The sequence below is a fragment of the Anabaena sp. AL93 genome (genome assembly GCF_001672085.1).
In the GTDB taxonomy this organism is placed as follows: Bacteria; Cyanobacteriota; Cyanobacteriia; order Cyanobacteriales; family Nostocaceae; genus Dolichospermum; species Dolichospermum heterosporum.
Window position 1 is genome coordinate 23,059 of record NZ_LJOU01000009.1, and the last position, 14,889, is coordinate 37,947.

10 protein-coding genes are annotated in these 14,889 nt (G+C 37.6%); 6 read left to right on the top strand and 4 right to left on the bottom strand.

Features of this window, described 5'->3' with window-relative positions:
* The first annotated feature begins 1 nt into the window (after position 1).
* The 3 genes from AN486_RS03700 to AN486_RS03710 all read left to right on the top strand — a co-directional run bounded on the left by AN486_RS03700 (position 2) and on the right by AN486_RS03710 (position 5,480).
* Positions 2-751, top strand: coding sequence for a hypothetical protein (locus AN486_RS03700; RefSeq protein WP_053538790.1), 750 nt, complete (start codon positions 2-4; stop codon positions 749-751).
* A 280-nt stretch (positions 752-1,031) separates the two neighbouring features.
* Positions 1,032-1,589: a Uma2 family endonuclease gene (locus AN486_RS03705; protein ID WP_053538791.1), complete on the top strand. Its 558-nt coding sequence runs from the start codon at positions 1,032-1,034 to the stop codon at positions 1,587-1,589.
* A gap of 57 nt (positions 1,590-1,646) precedes the next feature.
* Positions 1,647-5,480: a DUF2157 domain-containing protein gene (locus AN486_RS03710; RefSeq protein ID WP_290599368.1), complete on the top strand. Its 3,834-nt coding sequence runs from the start codon at positions 1,647-1,649 to the stop codon at positions 5,478-5,480.
* Between the two features lie 70 nt (positions 5,481-5,550).
* On the opposite strand, the gene AN486_RS03715 is transcribed toward AN486_RS03710, so the two are convergent.
* From AN486_RS03715 to pdxH, 3 genes are all read right to left on the bottom strand, one after another.
* On the bottom strand, positions 5,551-6,363 hold the full coding sequence (locus tag AN486_RS03715) for a Uma2 family endonuclease (RefSeq protein WP_053538793.1): 813 nt from the start codon (positions 6,361-6,363) through the stop codon (positions 5,551-5,553).
* 219 nt (positions 6,364-6,582) lie between these two features.
* Complete coding sequence (locus tag AN486_RS03720) at positions 6,583-7,674, bottom strand: glycosyltransferase (protein ID WP_290599371.1); 1,092 nt, start codon at positions 7,672-7,674, stop codon at positions 6,583-6,585.
* 682 nt (positions 7,675-8,356) lie between these two features.
* Positions 8,357-9,001 (bottom strand): pyridoxamine 5'-phosphate oxidase, encoded by a 645-nt coding sequence (gene pdxH, locus AN486_RS03725; RefSeq protein WP_290599373.1) that lies wholly within the window; start codon positions 8,999-9,001, stop codon positions 8,357-8,359.
* Positions 9,002-9,338: 337 nt separating this feature from the next.
* On the opposite strand from pdxH, the gene AN486_RS03730 reads away from it, so the two are divergent.
* The 3 genes from AN486_RS03730 to AN486_RS03740 all read left to right on the top strand — a co-directional run bounded on the left by AN486_RS03730 (position 9,339) and on the right by AN486_RS03740 (position 12,642).
* Positions 9,339-10,433, top strand: coding sequence for an AI-2E family transporter (locus tag AN486_RS03730; protein WP_290599406.1), 1,095 nt, complete (start codon positions 9,339-9,341; stop codon positions 10,431-10,433).
* Positions 10,434-10,550: 117 nt separating this feature from the next.
* A complete protein-coding gene (locus tag AN486_RS03735; RefSeq protein WP_053538796.1) occupies positions 10,551-11,342 on the top strand; it encodes a ScpA family protein in 792 nt (263 codons plus the stop codon).
* A gap of 130 nt (positions 11,343-11,472) precedes the next feature.
* Entirely contained in the window at positions 11,473-12,642 is a 1,170-nt protein-coding gene (locus AN486_RS03740) for a sugar phosphate nucleotidyltransferase (RefSeq protein ID WP_039201385.1), read from the top strand.
* 133 nt (positions 12,643-12,775) lie between these two features.
* Here the strand turns inward: AN486_RS03740 and speA are convergent, their stop codons facing one another.
* Positions 12,776-14,791 carry a biosynthetic arginine decarboxylase gene (gene speA / locus AN486_RS03745; RefSeq protein WP_290599376.1) on the bottom strand — a complete coding sequence of 672 codons (2,016 nt, stop codon included), beginning with the start codon at positions 14,789-14,791 and terminating at the stop codon, positions 12,776-12,778.
* Positions 14,792-14,889: the final 98 nt, after the last annotated feature.

Genomic DNA, 14,889 nt, shown 5'->3' on the forward strand with positions numbered 1-14,889 from the left:
CATGAATACTATTAATGTGGGAATTGTTGGAGACGGGTTAACTGACTATAAAGTGTTTGGAAAAATTGTTGAATGTATTTTATTAGAAGAAATATCAGAAAATGTCAAATTTGATATTATTCCACTGATTAGAAAAAACATTTTTGATCATGTTCAAAAATACAAAAATGCCTGTCGCAAAAATCCTGAAGGGTATTACTTACCCAATAAAATAGCAGTAGAACTAAGAGATAGTATATGTGGTACAATTATCCAAGCTTTTGAGGAGTTTAAAGATAATGTAGATATTTCCTATAGTGATATTCTTTTAATAACTACTGATACGGAACATATTCTTAAAGATAAAAATCAATATTTTGATACTTGGGCAATTAGTTTATCGCATATTTTGAGAGAAGCAATTGAAAAATTTTATGCTTTTCAAGCTAGAAATGAATATCCTAGAAAATATTTACCCATAATCATGCCTTTAACAACATTTCCCTCAATAGAAGTTCTTGTTGCTGCTGCGAGAGGAGAATTAAATAAAAATTATGGTAAAAATCCCCGCGAGTGGAAAGTTTTATTGTACAAAACCGAATATCCTCAAGATGAAGAAATCGAAAAACAGGCTTTAGATTATATCACACCTGAAAGTATAGACTATATTTTCAATGATTTACCTGAAGCAAGATTTTTTATTCAAACATTATCTTTGGGATTAAAACGTTGTTTTTTAAATAGTAAATCTAATTGTGAAAAATACATCTGATTGAGAGTTCTATTTTAGTAATTTAGTAATTTATTAATTTAGTAAATTCTTCAGTCATCTTAAAAGGGCTATTTCTAATATACCCTTACAGGGTTGCAATTTCTGACATCACCTTTTGAACCATCACAGAAAATTCTCATTAAACTACCATCTAATCATATCTCGTTTATACTGTATGTGGTATTTACATCACAGATAAAAAAGATCTAAAATAAATGTAGAATATTTAATAGATTCCCTAGTTTCACCCCTATTAATTAAAATTCCCATAGAGGCGACAATGGTTTTACAATTACTCAGACACCAATTTACAGTTAAGCAATTTCACCAAATGGCTGAATCTGGTATTTTGTCAGAAAATGAAAGATTAGAATTAATTCGCGGAGAAATGATTGATATGTCCCCTATTGGTACAAGACACTCAGGTTGTGTTTTATTTTTAAGTAACTTACTAGCGTTGCTATTAGGAGGTCTGGCCTTAATTAATGTCCAAAACCCAGTAGAATTAGATGAAACTTCTGAACCTCAACCAGATATAGCATTATTAAAACCCCGTGCAGATTTTTATAGAACTGCACACCCCCAACCAGAAGATATATTTTTGTTAATAGAAGTTGCCGACACAACGATAAAATATGACAGAGAAGTAAAAATTCCTTTATATGCAGAAGCAAATATTCCTGAAGTTTGGTTAATAGATGTTAATCAGGAAGTTATAGAAGTATATCGAAATCCTCTCCAGGGAGTTTATCAAGATATACAGAAGTTAGTAAAAAATCAGACTTTATCAATTTTAGCTTTTCCTGATGTCAGTATTAATGTGACTGAAATATTTTAAATTATCCAGTCATCTTAAAAGGGCTATTTCTAATATACACTTACAGGGTTGCAGATTATGACATCACCTTTTGAACCATCCCAGAAAATTCCCATTAAACTACCATCTAATCATCCTGACTTATTATTAGGATTAGATGACTTACTAGAACTCGGTTTAATATCTGATGATCAAGTTAAACAAATAGCCCGTCAATATCTCACTTGCACTGTAGTCTTTACACCTCAGACTGCATCAGAACCAGAGGAAATTTTCACCCCTAGCACACCCCCACGAAAACCATTAATTGCAACTTTACCACCCATCACAAAACCACCTACGAAACCCAGTTTTGTTAATTCGATGCTGCAATCTTTTGGTGAAGAATTAAGTGTACGGTGGTTGCTGTTTTTGGGTATATTTTTAGTAGTGCTTTCCTCCGGTGTTCTCGCTGCAAGTCAATGGGAAAGATTCCCCGCAGTTGGACAGTATGGGGTTTTATTTGCGTATACTTTGAGTTTTTGTGGATTTACATTTTGGGCGGGTAAACAAAGCAATTTAAGGTTAACTGCACAGACATTATTAATAGTCACATTGTTATTAGTTCCTATCAACTTTTGGGCAATGGATAGCTTTAGTTTGTGGCAAAATCCATTAAACTTAGTTGTGATGGGAATTGCGTCGCTAACCCTGACATTTATTACTAATCAACTTTGTCAAAACCGCAATATTATTAATAATTTTCCCAGTGGTAAATTACCTTTAATCAATATTATCGGGTTGAGTTATTTACATTGGGGTTGGAAGTTATCAAATTTTCCCCTAATTGCTGTTTATTTAGCAATGATAGGAACAACTACTATTACTGTTTACAATCAATTAACCCAACCCCAAGAAAATACAAATATAGAAACTCCACAATGGGGAATTAGTTTATATTTTACTTTTCTGATTTACGCTTTATTAACTTTACTGACAAGGGCTATTTTTATAGCTGGAGTTAATATTACTCAATTAGGTTTAGCAATTGGGATTTGCGGTGGTTTAGTAATTTGGTTATCAGAAAAAAATTCTTCTACAAATCCTTCTATCCTTTGGGAAGAATTAGGAAGAAGTTTACTTTTATTAGGTTGGTTAGTTTCAGTCATAACAGAACCAGCCCAAGCTATAATAGTCAGCATTTTAAGTTTGTGGGTTTTTAGTCGTCGGTTACAAAAATATAATTTACAAAAAGATTTTTTAGCTATTTTCTTAATTGGTTTACAGACAATTTGGCTAGGTTGGAGATTAATTCCTAATGAATTAAAAACATTACTAATTAGCACCGCTACCCATTTAACTAATTCTCAAAATCACCCTTGGGTATTATTGAGTATTGCTTTATTTCCTTACGTCATTTTGATGTTATGGCTAACAGATAAATTACATAATCAAGAAAATCAAGACTTGGCAGATTTTGGAGAACAGCTAACTCTAGGTTTGGGAATTTGTTTAACAATAATTAGTTTGGTAAATCCAATATTAAGAACAATCAATTTTTTATTATCTACTATTACTCTAGCCACATTTATTCAACGTCGTGCAGCTTTTTCTCCTCCCTTTATATACTTAACTCATGGTATGGGAGTATTGACGCTAATTTCTAGCATTAATTGGTTTTTACCAAGTTTAAATCAAGAAATTTGGGCTGGTATCTTATTAGCTATCATGATAGCTGAATGGGGATTTAGTCTTGGTGAAGGCATAACGCGACGGAGTGCATGGTATATTGGTTTAGTATTAGCTGCAATCAGTTTTTCTCTATTATGGGTAAATGCTGAAAGTTATTGGCATGGTAATTGGCAAAATCAAAACTCTTTAGGCGTAATTTGGTTAATTACACCTTTAGCATTAACAGGTTTAGCTATTCGTAATACTGAACCAAATCGCACCACTAACAGGTTTTTAAGTGTCTTCGCTGTAGGGATTTCTCAATTATTAACTTTACCATTACCAGGAATAAGATTAATCGGTTTGGGTGTGGGTATAGCGGTAATGTTAGTCCATACTCGCTATTCAAGAAACCAAATATATGCAGGAATAATTATTGGTTTTGGATTAAGTTTCCTGACTGCATTATTAGGTGAAGGTGTATTTGGTTTAATCCAATTAAAAATATCAGGTTGGTTTGTCGTTACTGCATTAACAATACTGAGTTTATGGCTATGGCGTGGTGTACTTTTACGCAAAGGTACAGAATTGGCAATAATTTATGCAGCCGCAAGTGATAAATGGGCGATCGCATTATGTACAATAGAATTATCAGCTCTGACTTTGCATTCCAGTTTAATTTATCAAAGCATTATCAAAACAGAATATATCTATGTTATTACCACAGCGATAATTTTAGCATCAATCATCTATCGCAGTTGGGGACAATCGAAAGAATCGGCATTTTATGGTATTGGTTGGTGTTTAGAATTATTAACAGCCGAAATATTAGGATTTGGCGAACATTCAATCATTAGAATCGCCATAGCAAACATCATTCTCGGTTTAACAACTCAGCTATTTGGTGAATGGTGGCGACGCAAACATCAATTACAAACATTACCTAATAGTTTTCATATTCTCCCCCTTATTTATGGTGCATTTAGCGTCATTTTGCGATTAAATACCTTTGCCAATTTTACAGGTTTTTGTTCCCTGGGTGTAGCCTTAATTCTCATTGGAGTAGGAAGACGCAGGGAAGCATTTAAACCCCTCCTTTATTTTGGTATTATCGGCCTATCAATTTCCGCCTACGAACTCCTATTTTATCAAATGTCCCTATCTAAAGGAGAGGCTTTAGGTGATGGTTTAATTGCCATGTCAGCCCTTGGTACTAGCATCATGTATGCTTACCGTATCCTCACACCCTGGCTGATTAGTTATCTGGGTTTCAATTCTCAAGAATTAAAAAATATTGCCCATCTTCATTGGGTTTGGAGTAGTATTTTATTCCTTTTTGCTATGACTTTACCTATCCAAATTAACTCGTCTATCGTATTAGGAACAGGATTATTTTTAGTTCGCTATGCGATTTGGCAAGGAAAAGAAAATTCCCAAGAAACAAATCAAGAAATCTGGGTTTATTTAGGTTTAATAGAAGTAGGAATTATTGGTATTTATTTACAAAATTTACCAATAGGGAGATTAATATTTGAGCAATTACTACCTTGGAATGGAGCGATATCCTGCCTATTTGCCTACTTCCTATATATTCTACCTTGGCAAAGATTAGGTTGGTCAAAAACGCCTTGGCAACGCACAGCATACATTCTCCCATTAATTATTGTAGGAACAACGGGACTAACAACCTATCCTATTACTTTAATTATCGTTGCTGCTTACTACATCTTTTTAGCTAACGCTGCCACACAAATCCGGTTTACATATATCAGTTTAATATTAATTGATTGGGCATTATTTACTTGGTTTAATGATTTAAACTTCAGAGATTCTCTTTGGTACGTTATACCAATTGGTTTATCTTTACTATATATTGCCCAAATAGATGAACAACTAAAATTATCAACAACCAAACCTCTCCGTCACAGTTTGCGAATGTTAGGAAGTGGTTTAATTTGCGGTTGGACAATTTTGTTTTATCAAAATCTGCCTTTTATCCCTGGTGTTTTTAGTCTGATTACTATTTTCGCTGGCTTAGGTTTAAAAGTCCGCGCTTTTCTTTATGTTGGTACAGGTACTTTTTTAATTACTAGCATTTACCAATTAGTAATTTTCAGTCTGAGTTATTCTTTCTTAAAATGGATTGTTGGTTTATTAGTTGGTATTTTGTTAATTTACATTGCTGCTAACTTTGAAACCCGACGCACTCAAATCACTGCCCTACTTCGCAATATTAGTGATGAATTTGCCAATTGGGATTGATTAGACATCTGGTGAAAAAAGTAGAGACGTTCCATGAAACATCTCTACAACAATTTTAGAAAACGCACATTTAATCAATTGGATCAATACCCAGTGCGCGTAATTGTTCTGCCAATCTTTCAGCCCGTTGGCGTTCCTGTTCAGCCCGTTGACTTTCTTGTTCAGCCCGTTGACTTTCTTGTTCAGCCCGTTGGCGTTCCTGTTCAGTCCGTTGCTGTTCTTGTTCTACCTTTTCGACTGCCCAGGGTAACAAATTACCTGCTTGATCCCACCATCTTAGCCAGTAACCTATACGCCCCTCTTTTTCTCCTTCCCACAATCCCAAAAATAATCCCATATCTGTAATCCAGTAGCGATTATTCTCGTCTATTGGCTGTAATTTATACTGTCCTGACTCAATTTGATGAACTTCCAATTCAGCCGTCAGGGGGTCAAAAATTACATAGGTAGGGACTTGGAGAATTTGTTCATAAAAAAACCATTTTCCGGGGGGGAAGGCGCGTCTAGCTGAGTATTCTTTCCCGTCTGTATCTGAGCAAAATTCCATGACAACGCGGGGAATTTCTCCTTCCAGATGAGGTGTATAACTGCGTCTATCTGTTGTCCCAGACAAGGGTAAAACCGTCTGCACAAAAAACCAATCTGGGGCTTTAACAACAAGTTTGTCATTCATTGTGGCACATATGCCCAAATTGGCAGCTATCAGCATGGTGGATTGAATATATCCACTTAGTTCCAGACTTTCTCGTAATGCCCCAGCAATTAATGGTTGTGCAGTGTTTTCCACAGGTTCTTCTTCTAGGATAAAATCTTCGGGTAATGCTTCCCAAGAGATTGCTATTGTTGATAGTTGTGGAGCAGTTGAGATTGGAGTAGCCACCATAACTCTAACTCCCTGTTGTGAGGATTTTTTCTAATTTATTATCGTCCCATTATAACTGAATCTTTAGATTCTTAATTTAACTGTTTGTGGAGTTGCTGAATTGGAAGATAAACTTGAAAAATCAGCAATTTCAAACTTTGTGCCTGCCCTGCGGGATATCTAAGAGAGATAGGACAAAACATAATTCATCTCCCTATTATCCAATGCCAAAAATTAGTATTAATCAGGTTGAGTAGAGGTCGAAAAACTTTCCTGAAAACTTAACTCCTCATATACAGCCAATGTTTCTTGGTGTACACGGGCAACATTTAACCATTCTAGATTGTCCTGCGATCGCTGTTTCCATTCCTGAAGTATATTTGCATCACTTAATAATTTTATTAATGCCTTAGCCAACTGATGACTATCCTGCGCCGGCACTAATATCCCCGCTTTACCATTATCCAAGGCCTCTGGGATACCGTCCACCTTCGTAGCCACAATCGCCAACCCTGCTTCCCTCGCTTCTGAAAGCACCAAACCAAAGGGTTCAAGGTGGGAAGCCAAGACAAAAATATCACAGGCTAGTAAATAACGTTGGGGTTCAGGCTGAAACCCTTCAAAGTGAATCCGATGACTAACAGCCGTTGCTTGGGCTTGAGACTCAAATATTTGTTTATCTGGTCCATTTCCGACCAAATATAAATGTACTGCGGGAAAATCCTGGGCAATTTCTTCAAAAGCCGCGATTAACTCAGTAATGCCTTTTCGTTTATACATTCCTGCTACGGTAGCTATCGCCGGACTTTGTAAACTTAAAGGTTGATAATCTGATATTTTCCGAGTTCGAGGACTACCCAATGTCCCATTACAAACTACCCGTAATTTCTGTTCAGGAATTCCCCGTCGCACCATCGAATTTTTGACAGCCTTACTAACAGCAATTACTCGGTCAGCTAAACCCATCAATAGGCTACTAGGTTGAAATTCATTATGGACAGTAGCCACTAAAATATATCTATTTTCCCATCTCAAAGCCCGCGCTAACACCACACCAGTCATCATGTGAGCATGAACTATATCTGGTTGAAATTCTTGCACAATTTTCCGATAAGCGATCGCCGCCTTCATCATTGTTATTGGCTGACGACTTTGGTTAATTTCGTAATGTTTAACACCAAATTGATTTAATAATTTTTCGTATCCCCCTCCCGCTGAAATTACCGCCACATCATCGCCAGATTGGGACTGTAAACAAGCTAAATCCACAGCTACATTGACAATACCATTACCGATTTCCTGGACATGATTTAATATATGTATGATTCGCATAAAGTTAAAAATGTGTATCAAAACTTAAATACATTTCAGCAAAGAAAGATTAATCATCTAATTCAAAGGGAACAGGGAACGGGCAACAGGGAACAGGAAAAACTCATGTTTAAAAACATGAGATTGAAATAATGACACTGTTTTTTTCGTGCTACGCATCTGGTAAAAACATCCTTTTCTTGACTGAGCTTTAAACTGGTGCAAATGAGTGTTTCTTATTTGCTCCCTGTTCCCTGTTCCCTTCTTTTGTAAGTGAATGGAAAAAAAACTACATATGTAAGGAAAAGTCAAGTTGCCCAAAATCTCTTTTCTGTTCCCTTGCCATAACAACAATTTTTAACGCCAACCTACTTAATGACCTGATAACTACTATATCTATGTCGGTCTTTCTGATAAGTCATGCTTAATATATACAGATCCAGTATAATCTAACTGTACATTAAGAAACATATATCAAAGATAATTTGGGGTAGTTAACTTATACTGAATTATTAATTAATAATCATCGGTTTTTACTCTGATCAGGATCTTCCTATTAATTATCATTTAAGCATTCAGTATTCAGCTATCAGTTTTCAATACGGAAATACAGAATGTTAAATGTGTATAACTTTCAGGAAATAACTACTTCCTCATCTCCACTATTACTGCTGATAGCTGAATGCTGACATCAAATATTAAATCAAGGTGATAAACGCTCGATTTCCCAGCCGCCATTATCTACACGAGTATATAACAGGCGGTCATGTAAACGACTCGATCTTCCCTGCCAAAACTCAATTTTTTGGGGAATCACGCGAAAACCACCCCAATGTGGAGGACGAGGAACTTCCTGAGTTTGATATTTGCGCTGAAATTCTTGTAATTGTAATTCTAAAATTTCTCTACTCGCAATTACTTCGCTTTGATTAGAAGCCCAAGCACCTAACCGACTATATGTAGGGCGGATTTCAAAATAGCTATCAGATTCTGCTGCGGAAATTTTTTCCACAGTTCCCACAATTCTGACCTGGCGTTCTAATTCCGCCCACCAAAAAACCAAAGCAGCATGGGGGTTTACTGTCAATTCCTGTCCTTTTTGGCTATTGTAATTAGTAAATAAGACAAACCCCCGTTCATCAAAATCTTTGAGTAATACCATTCTCGCCGAAGGCTGACCATCGGATGTACAAGTAGCCAAAGTCATAGCATTAGGTTCAGGTAGCTGGGCTGACAGGGACTGACTAAACCATATTTTAAATTGTATAAATGGATTTGGATCAATTTGTTTCTCATTTAAATCTTGTAATGTGTAGTCTTTGCGAAGATCAGCTATGCTAGTATCCATTTTTGTTATTTCCTCAAATTTAGATCAGCTAAAATTTATGATCAAAATCAGTAAATAGTTTAGACAATAGTAATACCTTGTCCATTTTCCGTAGGTTGGGTTAAGCGACAGCGCAACCCAACAAATGCGTTAGGTTTCATGCTGATTGCTTGGCGTTCACGCAGTGTCCCGCAGGGATACGTTTACGTTCCACAGCCCAACCTTACAAATCAAGGCTTTTTCCAATTTGGACAAGGTATTGAGAATAGGAAATGGAAATTACAAAAGTATGGCTTCCGCCACACTAGGTGATTATTCCTCTCCTACACCTGAAGTCCTTGCTTATACATTAAATCAGATGCGCCGTCTTGCTTCTCTGCAAACTCTGTTAACTTATGGACTCAGTGGGCCAATTATCGCCCTCAATATCTGGCTCCTGTCTGTATTATTCCATTTTTTCCAGAATCCAATTACTATTCTCAGTATTGCGGCAATTCTGGCTTTTCTATTGAATTACCCAGTTAAGTTACTTGAGAAAGTCAGAATTACCCGCACTCAAGCAGTAATTATTGTTTTACTGCTGACCTTAACTTTGTTTATTGTTTTGGGTGTTACCCTCGTACCAATGCTAATTGACCAAACCATTCAATTGTTAAATAAGATTCCTGATTGGTTAGCGACTAGTCAAGCTAATTTAGATCACTTAGAAAGTTTAGCAAAGCAGCGGCGGTTATCTATAGACTTAAAGCTGGTAACAAATCAAATAAATGCTAATATTCAAAATTTAGTACAGCAAATAGCTTCAGGGGCGGTAGGATTTGCCGGAACACTGTTATCAGGAATACTGAATGTAGTATTGGTCATCGTTCTAGCTTTTTATATGCTCATATATGGCGATCGCGTTTGGTCTGGTTTAGTTAACATTCTCCCGTCTAATATTGGTCTTCCTTTTAGCCGCTCATTACAGTTAAATTTTCAAAACTTTTTTTTGAGCCAATTATTGCTAGGACTATTTATGGTCATAGCCCTTACACCCATTTTCTTATTTCTGAAAATTCCATTTGCCCTGTTATTTGCTATTATTATCGGTATTTCTGGGCTTATTCCCGTTGTTGGCGCAACTTTAGGCATTGGTTTAGTCACATTGTTGGTATTAATCCAAAATTGGTGGTTAGCCTTTCCAGTCGCTACAATGGCAGTTATCATGCAACAAATCAAAGACAATTTGTTAGCACCAAAATTAATGGGCAATTTTATTGGACTTAATCCTTTATGGATTTTTATTGCCATTTTAATGGGATTTGAAATTGCTGGATTATTAGGAACACTCGTTGCTGTGCCAATTGCGGGAACTATCAAAGGCACTTTTGATGCCATTAAAGGCAGTGATCACAGTGATTTTGTCTCTACTTTTCGAGCTAATTACGGCTCGGAATTTGAACAAGATGAATAAATTGGTTATTGGTCATTAGTCATTGGTCATTGGTCATTGGGTAATTTTCTCCGAACTCCGAACTCCGAACTCCTGACTCCTGACTCCTGACTCCTGGTATATTAAATTTTGAATTAAATGGATGCAGTCGAACTATTAGAAACAATTACACACCTCATTGAGCAAGCTGAAAAAGGGGAAATTGACCCTTGGGACGTGCGAGTTATTGAGGTGATTGACCATTACTTAGAATTGATGGCTCCAGAAGCAAGAACTATCAGAGGCTATGAAAGTGACTTGTCTCAATCTGGACAGGCTTTTTTATCAGCATCAATGCTTGTATTATTTAAAGCTAATACATTAATGCAGTTGTCGGCAGTACATAATATCTCAGAAGAAGTTGTAGATGATACACTATTAGAAATTGAGGATGGATTGTTATATCCAGCCCATCGTTTGCAACTGGAGCAACACTTACGCCGTCGTCCGGCAGCTATGCCACCCCCAAAACGGCGGGTAACTTTACAAGAGTTAATAGACCAGTTACAAATTATGGCCAGCCAACTAAAGCTGGTAGAAACAGTAGATAAACCTAAGCGACTGAAACGTCAACCTAGTGTGCAAACTATGAGGGAAGCCCTAGAGTTAGCACACCAAGAAAATCTAACGGAAGTCGCGTTAGAACTAGAGCAAGTATTAAATTCTGCTGCTAAAGGGCAAAATTTAGAGGAACAATGCTGGAATTTAGAACAACTGATAGATTTGTGGATAAAGACAAAACAACCAGAGAAAAAAGCTTCTCATCATGAATCAGAACACGGTAACTTAGTTAGCGTTTTTTGGGCGTTACTACTGCTATCGGCTCAATCTAAGGTAGAACTATTTCAACAAGAATTTTACCAGGAAATTCAAATCCGCTTACTTACTTAAAGGCAGGGAGCAGGGAGTAGAGAGTAAGGGGAGTTGGGGAAGTGGGGGAGGTGGGGGAAGTAAAAGGGGAGAAATATTCTTGTGCAACTGACAACTGACAACTGACAACTGACAAAGGAAATAAAATTTTATGAAAGCGATGATTCTTGCGGCGGGAAAAGGTACTCGTATCCGTCCCATTACGTATACAATTCCCAAACCGATGATTCCTATACTGCAAAAGCCGGTTATGGAATTTTTGCTGGAGTTATTACGTCAACATGGCTTTGACGAAATTATGGTCAATGTCAGCCATTTGGCGGAGGAAATAGAAAGTTATTTCCGAGATGGTCAGCGGTTTGGAGTGCAGATTGCCTATTCTTTTGAAGGTAAAATTGATGATGACGGTAAACTCGTCGGTGAGGCTATTGGTTCGGCTGGGGGTATGCGTCGGATTCAAGATTTTTCCCCATTTTTTGACGATACATTTGTAGTGTTGTGTGGTGATGCTTTAATTGATTTAGATTTAACTGCTGCGGTAAAGTGGCATAAATCCAAAGGGGCGATCGCTACTATTATTACCAAATCAGTTCCCAAGGAAGAAGTTTCTAGTTATGGTGTGGTAGTTACGGACGACGATAATCGCATTCAAGCTTTCCAAGAAAAACCAACTGTTGAAGAAGCTCTTAGCACTAATATCAATACAGGTATTTATATTTTTGAGCCAGAAGTGTTCAAGTATATACCCTCTGGGATGGAGTATGACATTGGTGGCCAATTATTTCCCCAACTTGTGGCAGATAATGCCCCTTTTTACGCCATTCCCATGGATTTTGAATGGGTAGATATTGGTAAAGTTCCCGATTATTGGCGAGCAATTCGTGGTGTTTTATCAGGGGAAATTAAAAATGTGCAAATCCCTGGACATGAAGTTTTGCCAGGTATTTTTACTGGATTAAATGTATCTGTAAATTGGGACAAAGTAGATATTACTGGACCTGTTTATATCGGGGGAATGACTAAAATTGAGGATGGCGCAAAAATCATTGGTCCGGCGATGATTGGTCCAAATTGTTGGATTTGCAGTGGTGCAACTGTAGATAACAGTGTGATTTTTGAATGGTCGCGTTTAGCTCCAGGTGTGCGTTTGGTAGATAAGCTGGTGTTTGGACGTTATTGTGTGGATAAGACGGGGGCATCAATTGATGTCCAAGCTGCGGCTTTAGATTGGTTAATTACTGATGCTCGTCAAACTCCACCTTCTCAAAAGCCTTTAGAACACCAAGCGATCGCCGAATTATTGGGAACAAACTCAATTTAGTCAGTGGTCAGTTGTCAGTGGTCAGTTGTCAGTTGTCAGTTGTCAGCTATCGGCTGTAATTTACTACTAACTAATGACCAATGACCAATGACCAATGACCAATGACCAATGACCAATGACCAATGACTAATGACTAATGACTATTCAAGTAAGTATACCGTTGTAAACTTTGCTCGTAAGTTTGTAGTAGTCGTTGGGACTCTGTTATGGTGATATGCTGCTCTTCTAAAGCTCGCTCACAACGTTGGCGAATATTTTCTATCATGTCTTCAGAATTATACTGGACATAGCTTAAAACTTCACTCATGGTATCGCCCTTGACAACGTGTTCAATTTGATAACCCTTGGGGGTTAAATTAATGTGAACAGCGTTAGTATCACCGAAGAGGTTATGTAAATTTCCCATAATTTCCTGGTACGCTCCATTCAGGAACATTCCTAGATAATAGGGTTTCCCCGGCTCAAATTTGTGCAGTTCTAAAACCGATTTGACATCCCGTAAATCTATAAAGCGGTCTATTTTTCCATCACTATCACAGGTTAAATCCGCTAAGATTCCTCTGCGAGTTGGTTCTTCATCAAGGCGATGTATGGGCATAATGGGAAATAGTTGATCTATCGCCCAACAATCTGGTGCTGATTGAAACACAGAGAGATTGATGTAGTAAATGGAAGCCATAATTTTTTCCAGGTCTTCCAACTCATCAGGTACGTATTCTTCCTGACGGATAAGAGTTAAAACTTTTTGACAACAAGCCCAGTAAAGACGCTCGGCTTTAGCGCGTTCGTTGAGGCGCAAAATTCCTAAGTTGAAACGACTGATGGCTTCTTCTTTAAATTGAGCAGCATCGTGATAGAACTCTTGGTAATTTTCCTTATTAATGGATTGGTAGGTTTCCCAGAGATATTTAATGATTGGGGATTCTCCCTCTTGGTGAGGAGAAGGGGGATCAAGAGGCACATCACTGGTGCTGAGAACATCAAAGATTAAAACCGATTGGTGGGAAGAAATCGCCCGACCACTTTCACTAACTAGCGTTGGTACGGGAATATGCTTTTCATCACAGGTGTCTTTTAACTCTGCTACGATGTCGTTAGCATAGTTTTGCATATTGTAGTTTTTCGAGGTGTAGAAATTGGTTTGAGAGCCATCGTAATCTACACCTAAGCCACCACCAACGTCTAAATACTTCATATCTGCCCCTAACATTGCCAATTCTACATAAATGCGGCTGGCTTCTTGGATGGCATCTTTAATGACATTGATCGCGGAGATTTGAGAACCAATGTGGAAGTGTAATAATTGCAAAGAACCGAGTAAGTCGGCTGCACCCAATTTTTCCACAGCCTCCATAATTTCGGGAATTGTTAAGCCAAATTTAGCGCGATCGCCTGTGGAAGTTCCCCAACGTCCCATTCCTTGGGTACTTAGTTTCGCTCTTACTCCTAAGATGGGCTTAATGCCTAATTGACGACTAGCCGTAATGGCTAAATCCACCTCTTCAATTTGCTCTAGGACGATAACTGGTGTTTGTCCTAGTCTTTGGGCTAACATCGCTGTTTCGATGTATTCCTGGTCTTTGTAGCCGTTGCAAATTAACAATGATCCTGGTGTATCCAACAAAGCCAGAGCAATCATTAATTCTGGCTTAGAACCTGCTTCTAAACCAAATTGATGAGGTTTACCAAACCGAACTAAATCTTCGATCAGGTGGCGTTGTTGATTACACTTAACTGGAAATACTCCCCGATATACACCAGGATAGTTATAGCGAGCGATCGCTTTAGCAAAACAAGCGTTTAACCGCTCAATTCGGTCTTCCAAAATATCAGAAAACCGGATTAACATGGGCAGACCCAAATTGCGCTGCTTTAAAGCATTTACCAACTCAAACAAATCTAATGACCCACCGCGTTCACCCTTGGGAGAAACAGTGACATGACCAGCCGCATTAATCGAAAAATAAGGCTGTCCCCAACCTTCAATGCGGTAAAGGTCTTCACTGTTCTCAATTTTCCAAGGCAAAGGTAAATCTCCTGTACTTGTACTAGGTACTAACAGTTGTTTCTTTTTTTGGTGTTTTAGTTCGGATTTATGCCCATTAGATGGCATTTTCACAATCTCATCAGCGGTTGACTCGACACCCATTTTTTCCTGACCTCTGTATTGCGCCCACGAAATAACAATTTAACAAAATAGTCTGGTAACGGATATACAACTAGAAATAATTTCTGATTAAGAATTAG